The sequence below is a fragment of the Alphaproteobacteria bacterium genome (genome assembly GCA_016124955.1).
In the GTDB taxonomy this organism is placed as follows: Bacteria; Pseudomonadota; Alphaproteobacteria; order UBA9219; family RFNS01; genus RI-461.
Genome location: WGMR01000004.1, coordinates 1 through 19,747 on the forward strand (window position 1 = coordinate 1; position 19,747 = coordinate 19,747).

Here is a 19,747-nt window from a genome sequence, read left to right on the forward strand (position 1 = left end):
AAAATCGATGCACAGGTTATCGGGCCATTTTACACCCGCCTCCTCCAGCATCGCCGCGCCGGGCGTGGTGCGCAGCGTGCCGTTCCAGTCAACGGCGGCGGGGTAGCGGGTAAGCCATGGATGGGAAGCGTTTTCGGGCATGGGGAAAGCTTAGCAGAAAATTGTGCCGCGCCAACGCAGAAATGGCGTCGGTTGACGAAAACGGCACATGGGCACGATACTGCACCCGCTCGCCGTTCGGAAAAAAGGACCTGCCATGCACCGCGCCTTTCTGCCCGCCCTTGCTGCGTTTTTCCTGCTGGCCTTTCCCGCCGCCGCCCAAATACCCGATCCGTTGGCGCTCGTTCGCGGTGCGGCACAAGCCCCCAATGCTGTGCCGCCGCAGGGCGCACAGAATGCGCAAAGCGCCAATTACCTTGCCATCAACGATGTGCCGACGCGCATGCTTTCCGTGCCGGCGGCCAAAGACAGCCCGGCCTGGAAAGAACAGCTCGCGCAGGTTATCACGGCGCAAAAGAAGCTGAGCGAGGCCGAACGCAAGGCGATCGAAGCGGAAAAAGACCTCGATCCCGCTGCGGCCGCCGCCGTCCTTGGCAGGGGTTTCACGCGCGAAAAATTGCCGAAAACCTTCCTGCTGCTCGACCGGTTGCGCGAAGACGGCAACAAGATCATCAACGGCGCCAAGAATTTCTGGAAAACGGAACGCCCCTTTATCGCAAGCACCGATGTAACGCCGCTTGGCGGCAAGCCTTCCAACGGCGCCTATCCCGGGGGCGATGCGTTCCAAGCGATTGTATGGGCCGAAACGCTGAACTACCTGCAGCCCGACAAAAAAGAGGCTTTGCGCAAATGGGTTGATGAAACCGCATTCCGCCGCGTGCAGGCGGGCCAGCAATTCCCGGCCGACAGCGAAGGTGGCAAGGAACTGGCGATGCTGGTGCTGGGCGAATTGTGGCAATCCGTCGCCTACCGCAACGACATGGCCGAAGCGAAGTTCGAGATGATGCAGGCCGGCCTGATCAAGGAAAAGCGCACCGCGCCGCAGATCCCGCCGCGCAACTAGCGGCTAAAGGTATTTGCGCAATTCCGGGTTGTCGTGGCGCCAGATCGCGCTGTCGATGAAAAAATGGTGGATGTTGAAGAAAATTACGAACAACATCATGGCCGGGACCGATTGCATGATGTCGAAGCCGTCATCCGAAAGCCCGCTTTCCAGCTTTCGCTGCAAAAAATGCGGCACGAAGCCCATAAAGATATAGCCAAGCAAAACCGCCACAGCCCCGAAACCCGCAAGCCGCAACCATGCCGCCCGCGCGCCCATACGTTCGCGGTATTTGTTGAACTGCATCCGCCCGACGAATGGCATATATTGCAGCGCGTGGAAATAATGCACGAAGAACATGAAAAGCGGGTGAATGTTCAAAAGCAGCACCCACAAATACAGCGGCGCCACATAGCCCACCACCCCGGCCCAGCAGGGCGCGCGCCGGTAGCGCAGTGATTTGCGCAGCAAAACCGCCCCGGCCGGCAGCGCGGCCAGCGCCAGCGCGGCCAGCATCGGCCCGCCCCACACGGCTGGAAATCCAAGCGTTTCATAGGGCCCGAACAGATGCCCCACATTCGGCAAAGTGTGCAGATAGCCCCACGCCATCAACCATGCGGCATAGGCGTTGGTGCGCAGAACTGTGCGCTCGGCTCCCGTAAAGCTTATGCCCTGCTTGGCCGAAAGCACCACCAGCACGCCGTAACCCTGCTTGGTATGGTGCCAACCGAGGAAAAACGTCATCGCCATATAGGCGGGGCGTAGCATATCGACCGAATCGTAGGCAAAGGCGGTCACAAGGTAGAAAAAAAGTATCAGCGGCACGGCCACGCCCGAAACCCAAAGCCGCGCCCTGTTGGCGGGCGATACGCCCACAGCCGTCACGCGCTCGATGAAATTGCCGTACATAAGCTGGTAGGAAGCGGCGAAATGCGCATATGTCGTCAGGAACGGCAAAACCAGCACGGCAGAAGCAATTGCCGGCCCCACCGGCGCGCCCCGCCATTGATGCGGAATGAATAAATATATGAGCGTAGCGAGAATAACCCAAAACCCGCCCGCAAACATGAAATCCCAAACCGGGCCGATAAGCGTGCGGTTTTGCGCCGCGGGTACCGCGGCCGTCATCCCTTCATGCATGGAAACAACCTAAGAAAGAAATCAGAAGGTAGTAACGACACATCTGCCCGCGCCGCCAGCACCGCCGGCGCTACGCCCGCCGCCGCCGCCGCCGCCCGGCTGCGTACCAGCGGTTCCGGTTCCGGTGCTACCCGCGCCGCCAGCGCCACCATATTTCGATGACCCGCCTGACGTAGTGTTTGCTGAGCCGCCGCCGCCGCCGCCAAAAGCCGAGCTGCCGCCAGCATAGGCGTTATTGTTATTACATCTCCTGCAGCCGCCGCCGCCGCCGCCAAAACTGCCGCCTTTTGGCAAAGCATAGGCATAACAGTTATTGCACCCGCAATCATAATAGACATATGTACCGCCATCCCCTGCCGTTCCATCGCCCGCTGTGGCGGGTACGCTTGATTGACCGCTGCCAGTAGTGTTCGTCCCGGCTGCCAGCATACCGCCGCCGCCGCCGCCATTGCCTTGCTCACTTTCGCCGCCGCCGCCGCCATAGGCCGAAACCCAGCTGCCAAAGGTGGTTGTGCCACCTACGCCGCCGTTTGCGTTATTAGTTGTTTGGCCGGTGCCACCGGCGCCGATCGTCACGGTTTCGGTGGAACCGAGCGAACTTGTGGCAATCCAGCGATAGGAATAGCCGCCGCCGCCGCCGCCGCCGGCATAGCCGCTTGATTGCCGCGCGCCGCCGCCGCCACCGCCAATGCATTCAATAAGCGTCATGCTGCCGCTACCGGGCTTGGTCCATGTGCCGCTTGAGGTAAAGGTTTGTGTATCGACACTGCTGCTGCTTGAAGGCGTTGCCCAGGTGCCGTCGCCACGCAGGTATGTGCTGCTGCTGGCCGTGCCGCTGCCAAGCCGCGCCGTGCCCACCGTGCCGGTGGAAAGATTACTGGCGCTCAGCGCCGTCAGCGATGCGCCGGAACCGCTGAAGGTCGCCGCCGCCACGTTGCCCGAAAAACTTGCGGCCGCGCCCGAAAGCGTGCCCGTCATGGTGGGCGAAGCCGAAAGCACCACATTGCCTGTGCCCGTCACCGTATATTCGCCCACAACGCCGCTGCTGTTGTACAAAACCCTGGTGTTGGTGCCGCTGGTGATCGTGGTCGATCCCACCGTGATGCCGCCGCTGCTCGGCGTCGCCCAGCTGCCGTCGCCGCGCAAATAGGTGCTGCTGTCGGCCGTGCCGCTGCCCATGCGCGCCGTGCCCACCGTGCCGGAAGCGATGTTATCGGCGTTCAGCGCGGTCAGCGATGCGCCCGAACCGGCGAACGAGGTGCCGGTTATGTTGCCGCTGTCGTCGATTGTCACGCCGCTGTTTTGCAGCAATTTGCCGGTGGTGCCGTCAAAGCGCACGACCGCGTTATCGGTCGCGCTCGAAGGGCCCGTCACGTCGCCGCTGCCCGAAGGCGCATCGGTGGTGCAGTTGATAACATCGCCGTCGGTCGTGCACCATTTGCCGCTGGTCAGCGTGCCGATACTGCTGCTGCCCCCGCCGCCCGAGCCACCCATGTTTACCCATGACGCGCCGTTACAATACTGCATCAGATCATAGCTGGTGTTATAGACCTGCTGCCCGGCGACGCCCGTGGGGCTGGTGCAATCAGCCAGCGCGGGCACGGAAAACAGCGCAAGCGCCGCCAAAAGCGGCAGCGCCGCAAAAAAGCGGGCGGTGATGTTACGGCAGGTTTCCGGTTTCATCGCATCCCTCATGGGTTAGACGTCCTGATAAGCTTGGCTTTGGCGCCCGCGTGCGCGCCGCGCAGCGAAGCGTTTTCAGCCCGCAGATTTTCGTTGGCGGCTTCAAGCCCGGCAAGCCGTTCTTCCAGCGCCGCGAAGCGCGCGTCATACCCGCTCATCCGTGCGGCCATCTGCTTGACGGCCTCGATCACGGGCAGCACCAGCTTGTCGTACTGCACCGCCATGAAGCCCTTTTCGTCGCGCGTGATCGCTTCAGGCAACACCTTTTCCACTTCCTGCGCGATCACGCCGAAATCATCCGAATTATCCTTGTTCCATTTGAAGTGCACCGCGCGCAGGCCTTTAACGGTCTCGATCGGGTCGCGCTCGAACCCGGTCACATCATGCTTCAAGCGCGCGTCCGACGAATGGTAATAGCCGGTGGTCAGCAAATTGCCCGCCGTGGCCAGCGAATAGCTGCTGTTCGGCGTGGTGCCGATGCCGACATAGGCGCCCGTGTTGCTTATGCTCATGAGCAGCGTCGGGGAGGTGCCTGAGGGTGCGGACGAATCCCCAAGGAACCTTATGCCGTCATAACCGATTTCGATGCCGGCGGCCGAAGTGTATGAGTTAACCCCGAGCGAGGTCCAGCCGCTGCTGGCGTTGCGATAGCCGTTCCACATCAACGAAAGGCGATAGGCGCCGTTGCTGCCAATATAGCCATAAGGTGTGCCGAACCATGGGCCGGAGGTGGTGCCCCAGAAATCGCTGAAAGCAGCCTGCCCACTGACATAAACAGATTTCGAAAATGTCGCGGTGTTTGATACACCGATCGTACCGACGCCGGTCACATTGCTGCTGTCGTCCACGGTGATACCGCTACCCTGCAACAACTTGCCGGTGGTGCTGTCGAAGCGCACGAGCGTGTTATCGGTGCTGCTGGCCGGGCCTACCACGTCGCCGGAACCCGAAGGCGTGGTCCAAATTCCATCGCCGCGCAAATATGTGCTGCTGCTTGCCGTACCGCTGCCAAGCCGTGCCGTGCCCACCGTGCCCGATGCCAGGTTGCTGGCGTTCAGCGCGGTCAGCGAAGCGCCGGAACCTGCGAAGGATGTTGCCGTCACATTGCCGCTGTCATCGATCGTCACTGTGCTGTTCTGTGTGATGTCACCGCCGGTGCCGTCCCAGCGCACGACCGCGTTATCGGTGCTGCTGCCGGGTCCGTCCATGCTGCCCGTGGGCGTCGCCCAGCTGCCATCGCCGCGCAGGAATGTCGTGCCGTCTGCCGTACCGCTGCCAAGCCGCGCCGTGCCCACCGTGCCGGATGAAAGATTGCTGGCGTTCAGCGCGGTCAGCGATGCGCCGGAACCGGCGAATGTGGTGGCGTTTAGGGTCGCCACGCCGCTGATATTGTTGCTGTCATCGATCGTGACCGAGCTGCTTTGAATAGTCTTGCCGGTGGTGCCATCGAAGCGCGCAATCGCGTTATCGGTGCTGCTGCCGGGGCCGGTTACGTCGCCGTTGCCCGCGCTGCCCGCACCCGCGCCCATATTCACCCAGTTGGTGCCGTTGCAGTACTGCATCAGGTTATAGGAAGTGTTATAGAACTGCTCGCCCGCAACGCCGGCTGGCGTGTCGCAATCGGCCATCGCCGCGCCGGGCATCATCACGGCTGCAAGCGCCAGCGCGCCGCAAAGCCTGATTGCTGCTATGTTCATCGCTTTCATGGCGCCGCCGCCTTCCTGAATCCGGCCTTATGCAAACCGCCTGCCGCCTGCGCGGCGCGAAGTTTTTCGTTGGCGGCTTCGAGCGCCGCGAGGCGCTCTTCCATCACCGCCAGCTTCGCGGCTTGCTTGCGCATAATCTCGGTCATCGCCGCGAGCTGTTCGTCATACCCGCTCATCCGTGCGGCCATCTGCTTGACGGCCTCGATCACAGGCAGCACCAGCTTGTCGTACTGCACCGCCATGAAGCCCTTTTCGTCGCGCGTGATCGCTTCGGGCAACACCTTTTCCACTTCCTGCGCGATCACGCCGAAATCCTGCTTGCCGCCATCGTTCCATTTGAAATGCACCGCGCGCAGGCCTTTCACGGTCTCGATCGGGTCGCGCTCGAACCCGGTCACATCATGCTTCAACCGCGCGTCCGACGAATGGTAATAGCCGGTGGAAAGAATGTTGCCGTTGGTATAGATCTTATAGCTTGCGCTCGGTGTCACGCCCACACCAAGGCCATTGGTGTTCATTGTCATGATGCTGGCGTTATCGATACGGAAATAAATTGCGTTGCCGGAAGATGCGTTCAAATATGTAATGCCCGCGGAAGACTGCAGCAGCGCATAATTGCCGCTTGCCGATTGATCAAGCGCTGCATGGCCGAACACGGCATATGTTGTATTGGAGGGCCATCCACCTGCCAACACGCGGCCAATACGCGCGACGCTTGTCGCTGTCGGTATATCAAGCGCGTAGCTTGCGGTTGTCGTCCCAATACCCACATTGCCGCTGTCGTCGATGATCACGGCGCTGTCCTGCACCGTCGTGCCCGTCGTGCCGTCCCAGCGCGCAATAGCGTTATCGGTGCTGCTGCCGGGGCCGACCATGGTGCCGGTGGGCTCGTCTTCCGTACAGGTCACAACCGTGCCGTCGCTGGTACACCATTTACCGCTGGCCAAAGCGCCGAAGCCGCTGACGCCGCCCGTGCCCATATTGATCCAGTTGCTGCCGTTGCAGTACTGCATGATGTTATAGCTGGTGTTATAGAACTGCTGCCCGGCAACGCCCGTGGGCGTGTCGCAATCGGCTCGCGCGGCGGCGGGCGCAAACACAAGCGCGCAGGCCAGCAGCGCCGCAAGGCTGCGGGGAAGGGCGTTATGGCCGGTTGCCGGTTTCATCGCGTCCCTCATGGGTTGGCCGTCCTGTCGAATCTAGCTTTTACCGCGCGCCCGTCAAGCGCGCCGCGTTTCATGGCGTCGCGCAGCGTCGCGTTCTCGGCGCGCAGATTTTCGTTGGCCGCTTCCAGCGCGGCAAGGCGCTGCGCCATAGCCGCCATCTGTGCGTCATGCGCGTCCACGCGGCCGGTCAGCGCCGTAAGGTTTCCGGCCATCTGCTTTACAGCCTCGATCACGGGCAATACAAGCTTGTCGTACTGCACCGCCATGAAGCCCTTTTCGTCCCGCGTAATGGCTTCGGGCAGAACCTTTTCCACTTCCTGCGCGATCACGCCGAAATCCTCGCTATTATCCTTGTTCCATTTGAAATGCACGGCGCGCAGGCCCTTCACGGTTTCGATAGCGTCGCGCCCGAACCCGGTCACATCATGCTTAAGCCGCGCGTCCGATGAATGGTAGTAGCCGGTCGAGAGGATGTTGCCCGCCGTAGCAAGCGAATAGCTGGTGTTCGGCGCGTTGCCTATGCCCACAAAGGCGCCGCTTTGGCTAACCGTCATGCGCGCCGTGCCTGCGGTAACAAGTGCAACGGCATCGCCGCCGGCGGTACCGAACAAAACGGTGCCGCTGTTATAAGTCCAGTAACTTATCGTCGCGGGCGTGCCCGCGCGCGAAACCGTAATCGTACTGTCGGTAGCATCATAGATATGCAGCTTGTCGGCGGGGCCGGTCGTGCCGATGCCGATATTGCCCGAAGCATCGATAGTCATGGCCGTCACGGCGGCATAATTGCTTCTGATCTTCAAGCCGCCCGCGCCACCTTCAAGATAGGTGATGTCGTCGGAATACAGCTGCAGCAACGCGCGCGTGGTGCCGCCCGAATCCTTGGAATCGAGCCGTTTTGCGTTCGCAAGCAGGATGCCGTTGTTGGCGGTTACGGTTCCGGAAAAAGTGCCCGCCGCGGCCGTTATCGTACCCGTCAATGTCGGCGAAGCCGACATCACCACGTTGCCCGTGCCGGTGATCGCATATTCGCCCACCACGCCGCTGTTGTCATACAGCACATAGCCGTTGTTGCCGCCGGTGATGGTCGAGCTGCCGACGGCCATGCCGGCGCTGACCGAAGGCGTGGTCCAGGTGCCGTCGCCGCGCAGATAGGTCGAAGAACTTGCGGTGCCGCTGCCAAGGCGGGCGGTGCCGACCGTGCCCGATGCCAGGTTGCTGGCGTTCAGCGCGGTCAGCGAAGCGCCCGAGCCGGCGAACGAGGTCGCGGTCACGTTGCCGCTATCGTCAATCGTCGCGCCGCTGTTTTGCGTCAAGCCGCCGGTGGTACCGTCCCAGCGCACGATCGCGTTATCGGTGCTGCTGCCCGGGCCCACCATGCTGCCCACCGGCGTCGCCCATGTGCCGTCGCCGCGCAAAAACGTGCTGCTGTCGGCGGTGCCCGAAGACGCAAGCCGCGCCACCGGCACCGTGCCCGATGTCAGCTGCGTTGCGTTCAGCGCCGTCAGCGAGGTACCGGTGCCCGAAAAGCTTGCGCCGGTCACGGCGCCGGTCACGCCCAGCGTGCCCGCCACCACCGTGTTGCCGCTTGCCGCCGCCACCGTGAATTTGTTGGTGTTGATCGCGAAATTGCCGGAAGCGGCAAGCGTGCCGATGCCGGTTACGTTATCGCTGTCGTCGATGATCACGCCGCTGTCCTGCGTCACGCTGTCGGTGCCGTCGAAGCGCGCCACGGCGTTATCGGTCGTGCTGCCCGCGCCGCCGCCGCCGCTGCCGCCCGCGCCGGGGCCGCCGGTGGCGGAGGGAAACACAACGCCGTCGGCGCCGAATTTTGCCGCCATCACACCGCCCGCGGCAATCGCAACCGTATCGGCAGCCGGGGCGTAAAGACCGGTATTGGCATCGCCCGTCACGGCCCACCCGGGCGCGCTGACGGTGCCGGCTGCGAAAGTGCTGCTGCCTACTTCCGTCCAGCCGCCGGCATAGACGTTCATCTTGCCGGTACTGGTGTTATAGATCATCAGGCCCGTCGCCGGGCTTGAAATTGCGTCGCGCGCGGTGCCGTCCATGCGCGGCGGCAGGAAGCCCTTGCTGGTGCTGACCATTTCAAACTGCGCGCTCGCATCCACGGTTTTGGTGCCCACGCCCACGCTGCCCGTGCTATCCATTCTGATGCCGCCGATGCTGGAATTCCACGGCGCGATAACAAGCCCGCCGGTTCCCTGCGAACCGGCATTGTAGGTGATGATCGCGTCGCCCGTGGCGGTAATAGGGTTATGCGAGCCACTGGACATGTTGGCCTGTATGGCAAGGCTGGTGGTTGATGTATCTGACCGCACCATGATACCGGCGGCTGTGGTGCCGGATTTATAGACATCAAGCAAATTGCTTGTAGCCGTGGTGCCGATCCCGACATTGCCTGTCGTGTTCAACGTGGCGATGCCGGTTACGGCGTTGGCATCGCTAATGATCACGCCGCTATTCTGCGCCAGCTTGCCCGTGGTGCCGTCAAAACGTATCACAGCGTTATCGGTGCTGCTGGCGGGGCCGTTGAAATCGCCGATCGAGCCGCTGCCGCCCTGCACCGTGGCCCAGGTGTTATCGCCGCGCAGGAATGTCGTTGTATCCGCCGTGCCGCTACCGAGACGTGCCGTGCCCACCGTACCGGTTGAGATATTGCTGGCGTTCAGCGCGCTCAGGCCGGCGCCCGAACCGTTGAACACGCCTGCGGCGGTAATAAGCGCCAGCACCACATCATCGCTGTCGCGAAACTCGGCGAGGTTGCCGCTTTGCGAGATCGCGCCCTTGACGATCAGGCCCACATCGGTCGCCGCAAGCGCGGTTACGGTCACGATATCGGTATCGGTCGCATATGTCAGGCCCGAAGCGCCCGCAAGATCGCCCGCGCCGTCATTATACTGCACCTGTCCGCCGCTGCCGGCGGCGTTCGCCGGCGGATCTTCCTGACAGTTGATCAGAGTGCCGTCGGACGTACACCATTTGCCGCTTTCAAGCGTGCCGATCGCGCTGTCGGAACCGCCCGAACCCATATTGATCCAGACGCTGCCGTTACAGTACTGCATCAAATCATAACTGGTATTATAAAACTGGTCGCCCGCAACGCCGGTGGGGGTCGTACAATCGGCCCGCGCCGCGCCGGGCAGCAGCAGCGCCGCAAACGCGGCTACGAGCGATACCTTATATATATACCGCATCATGGTGCCGCCGCCTTGAGAGCCGCGAATTCGCCGCGAAGCGATTCCACAGAATCGCGCAGCGCCTTCAGCTCGTCCTTCAGCATTTTGTTTTCTTCCCGCAGCGCCTTGATCTCGTCGTCATGGCCATCAACGCGCTTGGCCAGCGCCATCAGGTCGGCGGCCATCTGCTTCACCTCGATCACCAGCTTTTTCACGGCTTCCAGCACCGGCAGCACGAGCTTGTCGTACTGCACCGCCAAAAAGCCCTTCTCGTCGCGCGTGATCGCTTCGGGCAGAACCTTCTCAACTTCCTGCGCGATCACGCCGAAATCCTGTTCGTTATCCTTGTTCCATTTGAAATGCACGGCGCGGATGCCTTCAATGGTGGCATACGGGTCGCGTTCAAATTGCACCACATCGTGCTTCAACCGCGCGTCCGATGAATGGTAATAGCCAGCGGAAAGGATATTGCCGTTGGTATAAATTTTGTAACTCGCACTTGGTGCCACACCAACACCAAGACCGTTGGTATTCATGGTCATAACGGTGCTGTTGGCGACACGGAAATAGATGGATCCGTCGGTTCCGGTATTCAGGTATGTTCCCGTGGCTCCGCTGTTTTGTAGCAATGCGTAATTTGTATTGACCGACTGATCCATCGCCGCATGACCGAATACCGCATATGCCGTGTTGGCAGGCCACGCACCAACTATGGCAGCGCCAAGGCGGGCGTTATTGGTAACCGTGGGTATATCGAGCGAATAGTTCGCGCTCGTCGTGCCGATGCCCACATTGCCGCTGGCGGTCAGGTTTCCTGTGATGGTCGTCGCGCCCGCCGCCAGTGTGCCGATGCCGCTTACGTTATTGCTGTCGTCGATGATCACGGCGCTGTTCTGCAGCGTGGCGCCGCCGGTGCCGTCAAAGCGCGCCACGGCGTTGTCGGTGCTGCTGCCCGCGCCGCCCACGTCGCCGCCGTCGCCCACGCCGGCGCCGCCCGCCTGGCCGGGAAAGATCACGCTGCCGCTGGCGATGTTGATTTTGCCGCTGCCCTTCGGCGTCAGGTTGATATTGACGTTGGTGTCGCTGCCCGCCGCGCCGATGGTCACGCCGCTGCCGGTCGCCGCCGGGGTCAGCGCCACGTAATTCACGCCGCTGCTGGCGGTGTTAAAGCGCGCAACCTGAACCCCGCCCGCCGTCACCGAAAGCGTATCGGCCGCCGGGGCGTAAAGGCCGGTATTGGTATCCGTGCTTACCGCAAGGCCGGGTGCGCCCACCGTGCCGGCATCGAACTGCCCCGCCGTGCCGCCGCCCGCTTCGGGCTCGTCGCCCGTCACGCCCGGAAACACCATGCCGCCTGCGGTGAAGCTGGCCGCCATGCTGCCGCCCGCGGCGATCGCGAGCGTATCGGTCGCCGGGCGGTAAATGCCGGTGTTTTCGTCGTTCGCGAACGGCCAGCCGGGCGCATCCACCGTGCCATCCGCCATGTCGGTAGCGCCGCCGCCCCCGCCGCCGACCATGGCGCCGGAGAAGTTTGCGGTGTATAATGTGCCACCCGTAATTGTTGTGCTTCCGCTATAAATATAAGCTTCCACATAATCGCTGCTGCCGTTCATATCGAGTATGACGGATGCGTTCGGAATATAGTTCGTCGGCGTGCCCGCCTGTCCTTCATAGGAGATCAGAGCTCCATTTTTATATATGCCAATATAGCAGATAGTCCCGCCGTTGCCGCAATATGCGCTAGCTGCAAAAATATACTTCCCCGCCTCCGTTGGCGTGAAGCGATCAGAAGCAAAGTTGTCATTGGTGTCAAAAATTTCCGTTTGCCACGTCAATTTGGTCCATGTGCTGGTTGCGACTGTCTGGTCAATTGTTTTGCGTACAAAGAAGCTCGGCCCCGTGCTGCTGCCCCCGCCGCCGCCCGCGCCGGTGCCCACCGCGCTCCAGACGCTGCCGGTGTAGTAATTCAGCGCGTTGGTGGATGTATTGTAAACCACAAGGCCGGTTGCCGGGCTGCTGATCGCGTCGCGCGCCGTGCTGTCCATGCGCGGCGGCAGGAAGCCCTTGGTCGTGCTGACCATATCAAGCACGGCGCTTGTTGCCACGCTTGTGGTGCCGATGCCAACGCCCGTGGCGCCGGTGACCGTGCCCGCCGTAACGGTATCGCCGGTACTGGCATCGATCGTGAATTTATCGGTGTTGACCGCGACATTGCCGGTCACGTCAAGCGTATCGGAAAGCGTGGTCGCGCCGGTTGCATCCAGCGTGCCCGCCACGACCGTATCGCCGCTTGAAGCCGCCACCGTGAATTTGCTGGTGTTGATCGCAAAATTACCGCTGGCCGAAAGCACGCCGATGCCGCTTACGTTGTTGCTGTCGTCCACCACAACGCCGCTGCCCTGCACCAGCTTGCCGGTGGTGCCATCGAAACGCGCGAGCGTGTTGTCGGTTGCGCTGGCGGGGCCGTTCAGATCGCCGATCGTGCCGACGCCGCCCTGCACCGTGGCCCATGTATTGTCGCCGCGCAGAAAACTTGTACTGTCCGCCGTGCCGGATCCGAGCCGCGCGGTCGGCACCGTGCCGGAACCGAGCGCGGAGGCGTTCAAAGCCGTCAGCGAAGCGCCGGAACCCGCGAAACTCGCGCCCGTGACCGCGCCGGTCACATCCAGCGTGCCTGCCGCCAGCGTGTTGCCCGTGGCGGCATCGACCGTGAATTTGTCGGTATTCACCGTAAGGTTGCCGCTAAGCCCGAGCGCGGCAAGCGCGGATGTGCCGGTGACGCCGAGCGTGCCGCCCACGACCGTATTGCCGCTGCTGCCCTCGACCGTAAACTTATCGCTGTTGATCGCGAAATCGCCCGCGGCCGCGAGCGTGCCGTCGGTGCTGATATTGCCCGCCGCCGTCACGCGCGCCAGAACGCCGGCGCTATCGTTGCGCCATTCCGTCAGGTTGCCGGATTGCGATGTCGCGCCCGCCACTACAAACGGAATGTCGGTCGCGGTTTGCGATGTCACGGTCACCACATCCCCCGAAGATGCGTATGTAAGCCCGAGCGCGCCGGCGAAACCGCCGCTGCCATTATACTGCACCTGCCCGCTGGCGCCGGCGGCATCGCCCGTGGAGCCGTTGGAGCCGAGCCCGCCGCTCGCGCCGCCGAAATGCAGGATGCGGTCGGAAAGGTTGATTTTGCCGGTGCCCTTGGTGGAAAGGGTAAGATCGATGTTGGTATCGCTACCGCCCGCAGAAATGGTCGGGCCCGCGCCCGTCGCGCCGGGGGTGATGCTGACGTAATTGACGCCGTTCGTGCCGGTGTTCCAGCGCACCACTTCGGTGCCGCCGGCGGTGACCGAAAGCGTATCGGCATTGGCCTGATAGAAGCCGGTGTTGGTATCGTTGGTCACGAACAGGCCGGGTTCGGTCACCGTGCCCGGGTCAAAGTTGGTGGCGCGGCCGCTGCCCACCGCTTCCCAGCTATCGCCGTCGTAATAGTTCAGCCCGTCTGTCGTTGTGTTGTAGATAAGCAGGCCGGTCGCGGGGCTTGATATCGCGTCGCGTTCCGTTTCCTGCATGCGCGGCGGCAGAAAGCCCTTGGTCGTGCTCGAGAGCGCGAGCAGGGCGGTGCCGGTCACGCTGGTGGCACCGAGCGCCATGCTGCCCGCCGGTCCGACCACGCCCAGAACGTTCTGGTCGCTGTCCTGCCATTCCTGCAAATTGACGCTCTGCGATGCGGCGCCGCGCACGATCAGCGGCTTCGATGTCGCGTTCGCCGCCACCGCCGTGACCATGCCGGTCAGGTTGCCGGTAACATTGCCCGCAAGATTGCCGTAGAAACCGCCGGTCGAGGCGGAAACCGCGCCCGTGAAGGAGGCATTGCCGGTATCGCGCGCAATCGAGAAGGGCGTGCCGATCGCGGCGCCGCTGTCGTCGTAATTTTTCAAAACAAAATTGCTGCCGGCGTTGCTGCCGCCTTCGGCGGTGCTTTCGCCGCCCCACGCCCAGCGCAGCGTCGTGCCGGTCGCGATCTGGTAGAAACGGTCGCTCGCGGCCGTGCCTTCCAGCCTGATGTTGCCGGCTTTCACATGCAGCCGCTCGGCGGGGTCAGAGGTGTTGATGCCGACATAGCCGTTTTCGTCGATCGTCATAGCGGCGGTGCCGTCGGTCGAAAGCACGATCGTGCCGCCGCTGCCGCCGCCGTCGGTAATGTCTATTCCGGTGTCGTCTTGGTTGAACGAGGCGGTTTCCACATCCTGCGCGGCGGTTACGCGGCCGGTGCTATCGACCGTGCCCCAGTTATAGGCGCCCGCGGTCACGCCGCTGGCCGGCAGCCGGTTGGCATCGAGCGTGCCCGTCGTCAGATTGCCCGCATCGTTGGCACCAAGGTTGGTGCGCGCGCCCGCCGCCGTGCTGGCGCCGGTGCCGCCATTGGCGATGGCGACCTGCCCGGCCAGAATGCCGGACGCGTTTGTAAGGTAGGTCGCGGTCGTCGCCGTAGTGGCGGTGCCGGAAATGCCGACATCAAGCGTGCCCCCGCCCAGACCCGTGAGCCCGAGCGCAGACCATGCCGCGGCGGCATCCGCCGCCTGAAACACCGCATCACCGGTCGCGCCGACGCCAAGCGTGACGCGCGCGGCGGCGGCGGTTGACGATGTGAACAGCGAATCGCCCGTGCTGCCCGCGCCGATGGTCGAACGCGCGGTCGAAGCGTCATCGGCCGTGAAAAGCGTGGTGCCGACCGTGCCCGCGCCAAGGGCGGTGCGGCCCGCAGCTTCGTCGGCGGCAATGAACAGCGCATCGCCCACCGTGCTGGCGCCAAGGGCGGTACGGCCCGCTTCTTCGTCGGCGGCCACAAACACCGCGTCGCCCACCGTTGTCGAGCCAAGCGAACTGCGCGCCGCGCCCGCGCTGGCTGCGGTAAAGAGCGATTCGCCGATACTGGTCGCGCCCAGAAGCGTTGTACGCACGGTCGCGGCGGTGGAACTGTCATAGGAACCGGCGGTGAAAAGATAGTCGCCCATCGTGGTAGCGCCGAGGTTCACGCGCGCGCCGCCCGCCGTGGCCGCGCCGGTGCCGCCCGAAGCCACCGGCAACGGATTTGAAATGCTGATCGAATCGGCCGTGATCGCGCCGCTGAGGCTGAGCGCGGAGCCCATGATGGTGCCGTCCGGCTGCACGCGCACCGCGTTGGCGGCAACGCCGTAGCGAACTTCCTGCTGCCCGCCGCCGATGTCGGCGACCTGCCAGACGTTGGCACGGTTGATCGCTTCGCCCACATTGACGCGTTCGATTTTATCGTCGTTCTGGGCGACGGTGTCGCCGCAATCCGTTTCAAGCGTGCCGTTGGGGCCGGCGCTGATCAGCAGCATCGCCGGGTCGCTGCCGGGCGTGACCGCGTTTTCCCAGCGACAGTAAATATAGAAACGGTTCCAGGGGTCGAGCTGCTTGACCCCGGCGGTGGCCATGTAAACACCCGCGCTTTCGGGGCTGCCGTCATCGTCGGCGGCGGCATAGCCGGTCGGAAGTTTGGACGCGTCCTCGCTGGCGATGCTTGCAAAGGGATAGGTCGCCGGCGGCTCGAGTGTGGTCTGGTCCACACTGAGCGCCGATGTCGAGGAAAGCGTGCGCGCCGCGGCGGTCAGATCGTTGCGGGCGGTATTATCGCGCGTGACTTCGACGTTGCTGCGCAGAATTTGCGAATAGCCGCTGAACAAAATGCCTGCGCCGACGCCCGCAATCGCCAGCACATAAAGGATCGGGCCGATCATGAAGCCCGCTTCGCCCCGCTTGCGCGCATGCGCAAACCCGAAACGCGCGCGCATGAAAGCCGAGCCGAAAAGCCCGCGCCTCACCGTGCCCGCGTCATTGGTCGTGGGGGTTTTGCCGAAATTCATTCACGCGCCCCTGGTCAATCGCCGCGCACTGTCCGCGCCGGCTGCAGACCGGTACGTCGCGCGCGAACGGCGCCGCATAACCCCGGACAGGGCCGAAGCCCTTGAAAACCTTGGTTAGACGGCTGCCGTTATTTTGAATCTGGGGCCAAACGTTTAATAATTGGTTTATCCACAAATTTGCATTCGGCGCTGATTCAGCCTTTGTTTACAGGGCGTTGTGAAGCGCTCCGCGACAGAAAATTACGCGGCATTTATTACGTTTTCGATATAGTGACGAAAGCGAAAGAATCCGCTTTTCAGGCGGCATCCGGGCGCGAGGACAAGTCTCAGGTCAGCAGAACGGCCAAAAGCAGCCCCCCGATCGCGATCCGGTACCAGGCGAAGGGCGCGAAGCCATAACGGCCGACGAAGGCAATAAACCCCTTCGCAATCGGCCATGCGGCGAAGAAGGCGGCAATAAACCCGATCACAAGCAAGGTCGTGTCGCCTTCCGCCATCGCGTCGCGGTTTTTGTAAAAATCATAGACGGTGGCGCCCATCATGGTCGGGATAGCAAGAAAAAACGAGAATTCCGCCGCAACCCGCCGTTCGACCCCGAGCAGAAGCGCCCCCATGATGGTGGCGCCGGAACGCGAAACCCCGGGCACCATCGCAAGGCATTGCGCACAGCCGATCAGGAATGCGGTCTTCAACGGCATGCGGTCGAACGCCTGTGTTTTCACCCTGTACATGTTGCGTTCGATCACCAGAATGGCGACCCCGCCGAGCAACAGCGCCCACGCCACGACCAGCGGATTGAACAATGCGGCCTTGATGAAATCGTGGACCAGCGCGCCAACCACGGCGGCGGGCAGGAATCCAAGCAAAACGGCCCAGACAAAATGCCGCGAAGCGGCATCCCTGTGCAGCGTCAGGGTCACATGCCAAAGGCGGGGGAAAAAAGCGATCACAACGGCCAAAATGGCGCCAAGCTGGATCACCACTTCGAACATATACCCGGAAGGGCCCTGAAAGCCGATACCCTCGCCCAGCAATATCAGGTGCCCGGTTGAGGATATAGGCAGGAATTCCGTAAAACCTTCGACCACCCCCATCAGCGCGGCCTTAAGAATGGTGATCAGATCAGGCATTGCAGCTCTTGTTTATTTTGGCCTCGCTGCTGCAAATACCAGATTATGCCGCGCCGCGCATCAGGAAAATAGCGGCCTGCGCGCCCGAAACCCGGGTACCTTCAATTCAGTCTTGTTTTCAGGCGGCGGCGGGCGAGGTGATAATATCGCCCAGCTTATCGAGCAGGTAATCGAGGTCTTCCTGCCCCATATCCTCGAACTGGGTCAGGATACGTTCCAGCACGCGGCGGCGGTAACGCTCCATATCCTGCGCGCCGCCGTCCAGCTCGGTTTCGTGCACAACATCAATGGCCACGCGCACGGCGGGCAAAAGCCGCGCCGGCAGACCCGATTTGTCGTAAAGCGATTTCATGCCCAGACGCCCGGCATCGTGGATCAGAATGCGCGCATTCACAACGGGCACGTTTGCCAGAACAGCAATCGCGTTTTCAAAAAACGTTACATCGCCCATGCACAGCGCGCGGATCACAAGCGAAGGCGTCAGCCGCTTGTTGCGATAAAGCTGCAGCACAAGCTTCTCCACGTCCATCTCGGCCGCCGTCGCGGCTAGATTGACGATCGCGCGTTCGCGGCTTTGCAAAATCATGTCGGCCGCAAGCGTGGGCGACATTTCATGGTGGGTCACGAGATAATCTTTCAGCTTTTCCGAAACATGGGTCACGAGCCGCTCGGCCACCGCGACCGGAAGCTTGTCGCGCTTCACCAGCGGTTCCTGCACCATCTCGCTTTCCGGAAAACGGTCCACGACCTTACCGAGGCTCTTTTCCGCGATCTTGGCGCCCTTGTTGCCGACCAGCGTCGCGACCGTCTTTTCGCTGCCCTTATCGACAATCGCATCAGCGACCGCTTCGGAAACGTCCGCGCGGCGCGCGATCGCGGCCTGTTTGTTGTCGGAACCGGCGCCGACAATCTCGATCAGGTCGGTATCGGTCAAAACCCTGGAATCTTCCAGGATCGGCAACGCAACCTGTTCGATATCTTTCGCGAGCTGCACCGCCACATCGTGCGGGATGCGCTGCGCGCGGCGCAAACTTACGGCAAGGCATTCGCGCACGCTGTCGGTTACATCCTTGGCCAGCGCGCGCACGATGCCGTGCGCCAGTTCCAGTTCGTGGGCGGTAAGCTGCGGGCTGTCGATTTCAAGCCCGACCTTGGCTGCGATCTCGGACCGCGCAACGGGCGAAGGGTCTGCAAGAAGTTTGGCGACGTCTGCCTGAGTAAGCTGCGATGCCATGCGTTGGTACTTTCCCCCGTATGCGTGCCGCGCGTTAAACATAAATCCGCTCAGGCATCGCCTGAAGCTTTCGGCCCAAGTCCCGATATACAACGCGTTTTCGTCTGGTTCCGCAAGGCTACTATGCGCGATAAGATTTTCGCAATTGTTAAGATTTCCGGCCTGTCCGGTATATCGATTGGTTTTTATGAAATATATAACTGCGCATTTCGCTAAAATTTTACCGGTGCTGCACTGCATCGGCTTCCCATACGCGCATGTTCGCGCGCGCCGCCACGCCTTCATTTTCCGGCGCACATATCTGGCGCACATATAACGCGCATTTCCTGTTTGCAGGCCGCGGCAAACACTCTACTGTGTGGCGGCCTTTCCGGCGCGTTTCACCAAGATGGACCAGCCCCATGCTCGATCTCAAGAACCACATCCGCGGCATCCCCGATTTCCCGAAGCCCGGCATCCTGTTCTACGATATCTCGACCCTGCTGGGGCATGGCGAAGCCTGGAAGCAAACGATCGAAAGGCTGGCCGAAGCCATCGGGCCGGACAAGGTCGATAAGGTCGTCGGTATCGATGCGCGCGGCTTTCTCGTCGCCGCGCCGCTGGCGATTGCGCTTAATACCGGCTTCATCATGATCCGCAAGCGCGGCAAGCTGCCGGGCAAGACAATATCGTTCGATTACGCGCTCGAATACGGCACCAACGCAATCGAGATCCAGGAAGACGCCATCGCCAAGGGCGAGCGCGTTGTGGTGGTCGATGACCTGCTCGCCACCGGCGGCACCGCCGAAGCGGCGGTCAAGCTGTGCCGCAAGGTCGGCGGCACGGTCACGCGCACCGCGTTCATTATCGAACTCGGCTTCCTGCACGGGCGCAACAATCTCGATGTGCCGGTAACCTCGCTCGTCAATTACGATAGCTAGGCTTCCCCCGTTTTATCGCACGGCTGTGTTGTCCATTTCCGGCAAGGGTCTTTCCTGTATTTGTGTGCCAGCAAGTTAACACTTTTTCTGTGGAATAATTTGTTATTTATGGTAATATATTACTAATTATTAATATTAATGGATATCTGTATGGGGATTTTACCGCAAAAAGATATCAGGACAATGCGCCTCGACAGGGTCCCTGTCGCGCTGAAGATCGACCAGGGCCACATCAGCATCAATCCGGGCGTCGAGGCCAGCCAGGAAACCATCTATATAAGTGTCGCGCTGCAATTCAAAAATGCCGGCGCCGAAATCGCAAAAAACTGGAACTGGGAAGTTCTCAACGACTGGCTCATCGCGCAAAGCGGAAAGACCCTGTCCAGCGAGCTTGAATATTTTGCGGACGCGGCTTTGATGGTCGCGCTGGAAAGCGCCCGCGCGCAAGGCATCAAGATCAAGGCGGCGGATGTCATGCTGGAACGGCCGGACGTGCCGACCAGCAAAGGCACCGTTGTCGCCACGCGTCACATGGCATGGTGGCTGCATTACGGCGCGCTGCGCAATCCGTTCGGCGGCCGGCGTAAAACGGGTGCAAGCCCGCTCACGCAGACACGGCTTGCGCGCGCAACCTTATAGATACC

11 protein-coding genes are annotated in these 19,747 nt (G+C 62.0%); 3 read left to right on the forward strand and 8 right to left on the reverse strand.

Translation table 11 applies throughout. The features are described from left to right. The first annotated feature begins 256 nt into the window (after positions 1–256). On the forward strand, positions 257–1,063 hold the full coding sequence (locus GC131_02325; protein MBI1272905.1) for a hypothetical protein: 807 nt from the start codon (positions 257–259) through the stop codon (positions 1,061–1,063). Between the two features lie 3 nt (positions 1,064–1,066). Here GC131_02325 and GC131_02330 read toward each other — a convergent pair whose 3' ends face one another. The 8 genes from GC131_02330 to GC131_02365 all read right to left on the reverse strand — a co-directional run bounded on the left by GC131_02330 (position 1,067) and on the right by GC131_02365 (position 18,183). After that, complete coding sequence (locus tag GC131_02330) at positions 1,067–2,182, reverse strand: hypothetical protein (protein MBI1272906.1); 1,116 nt, start codon at positions 2,180–2,182, stop codon at positions 1,067–1,069. A 21-nt stretch (positions 2,183–2,203) separates the two neighbouring features. Continuing rightward, entirely contained in the window at positions 2,204–3,865 is a 1,662-nt protein-coding gene (locus GC131_02335) for a hypothetical protein (protein ID MBI1272907.1), read from the reverse strand. 8 nt (positions 3,866–3,873) lie between these two features. Next, complete coding sequence (locus GC131_02340) at positions 3,874–5,571, reverse strand: hypothetical protein (protein ID MBI1272908.1); 1,698 nt, start codon at positions 5,569–5,571, stop codon at positions 3,874–3,876. Next, positions 5,568–6,749 carry a hypothetical protein gene (locus GC131_02345; GenBank protein ID MBI1272909.1) on the reverse strand — a complete coding sequence of 394 codons (1,182 nt, stop codon included), beginning with the start codon at positions 6,747–6,749 and terminating at the stop codon, positions 5,568–5,570. The genes GC131_02340 and GC131_02345 overlap by 4 nt, the downstream gene beginning before the upstream one ends. Beyond that, positions 6,746–9,952, reverse strand: a complete 3,207-nt coding sequence (locus GC131_02350; protein MBI1272910.1) for a hypothetical protein — start codon at positions 9,950–9,952, stop codon at positions 6,746–6,748. Before GC131_02350 ends, GC131_02345 begins: the two co-directional genes overlap by 4 nt. Next, a complete protein-coding gene (locus tag GC131_02355) occupies positions 9,949–15,819 on the reverse strand; it encodes a hypothetical protein (GenBank protein MBI1272911.1) in 5,871 nt (1,956 codons plus the stop codon). Before GC131_02355 ends, GC131_02350 begins: the two co-directional genes overlap by 4 nt. A 326-nt stretch (positions 15,820–16,145) precedes the next feature. After that, on the reverse strand, positions 16,146–16,949 hold the full coding sequence (locus GC131_02360; GenBank protein ID MBI1272912.1) for an undecaprenyl-diphosphate phosphatase: 804 nt from the start codon (positions 16,947–16,949) through the stop codon (positions 16,146–16,148). 118 nt (positions 16,950–17,067) lie between these two features. Next, positions 17,068–18,183, reverse strand: coding sequence for a DUF2336 domain-containing protein (locus GC131_02365; protein ID MBI1272913.1), 1,116 nt, complete (start codon positions 18,181–18,183; stop codon positions 17,068–17,070). 401 nt (positions 18,184–18,584) lie between these two features. Between GC131_02365 and GC131_02370 the strand changes: the two genes are divergently transcribed. Together GC131_02370 and GC131_02375 are read left to right on the forward strand one after the other, a co-directional pair. Then, on the forward strand, positions 18,585–19,103 hold the full coding sequence (locus tag GC131_02370; GenBank protein ID MBI1272914.1) for an adenine phosphoribosyltransferase: 519 nt from the start codon (positions 18,585–18,587) through the stop codon (positions 19,101–19,103). A gap of 150 nt (positions 19,104–19,253) precedes the next feature. Next, positions 19,254–19,742: a hypothetical protein gene (locus GC131_02375; protein ID MBI1272915.1), complete on the forward strand. Its 489-nt coding sequence runs from the start codon at positions 19,254–19,256 to the stop codon at positions 19,740–19,742. Positions 19,743–19,747 lie beyond the last annotated feature (5 nt).

Coding starts and splice junctions, on each gene's coding strand:
- GC131_02325 (MBI1272905.1), top strand. CDS start 257: ATGCACCGCGCCTTTCTGCCCGCCCTTGCTGCGTTTTTCCTGCTGGCC.
- GC131_02330 (MBI1272906.1), bottom strand. CDS start 2,182: ATGCATGAAGGGATGACGGCCGCGGTACCCGCGGCGCAAAACCGCACG.
- GC131_02335 (MBI1272907.1), bottom strand. CDS start 3,865: ATGAAACCGGAAACCTGCCGTAACATCACCGCCCGCTTTTTTGCGGCG.
- GC131_02340 (MBI1272908.1), bottom strand. CDS start 5,571: ATGAAAGCGATGAACATAGCAGCAATCAGGCTTTGCGGCGCGCTGGCG.
- GC131_02345 (MBI1272909.1), bottom strand. CDS start 6,749: ATGAGGGACGCGATGAAACCGGCAACCGGCCATAACGCCCTTCCCCGC.
- GC131_02350 (MBI1272910.1), bottom strand. CDS start 9,952: ATGATGCGGTATATATATAAGGTATCGCTCGTAGCCGCGTTTGCGGCG.
- GC131_02355 (MBI1272911.1), bottom strand. CDS start 15,819: ATGAATTTCGGCAAAACCCCCACGACCAATGACGCGGGCACGGTGAGG.
- GC131_02360 (MBI1272912.1), bottom strand. CDS start 16,949: ATGCCTGATCTGATCACCATTCTTAAGGCCGCGCTGATGGGGGTGGTC.
- GC131_02365 (MBI1272913.1), bottom strand. CDS start 18,183: ATGGCATCGCAGCTTACTCAGGCAGACGTCGCCAAACTTCTTGCAGAC.
- GC131_02370 (MBI1272914.1), top strand. CDS start 18,585: ATGCTCGATCTCAAGAACCACATCCGCGGCATCCCCGATTTCCCGAAG.
- GC131_02375 (MBI1272915.1), top strand. CDS start 19,254: ATGGGGATTTTACCGCAAAAAGATATCAGGACAATGCGCCTCGACAGG.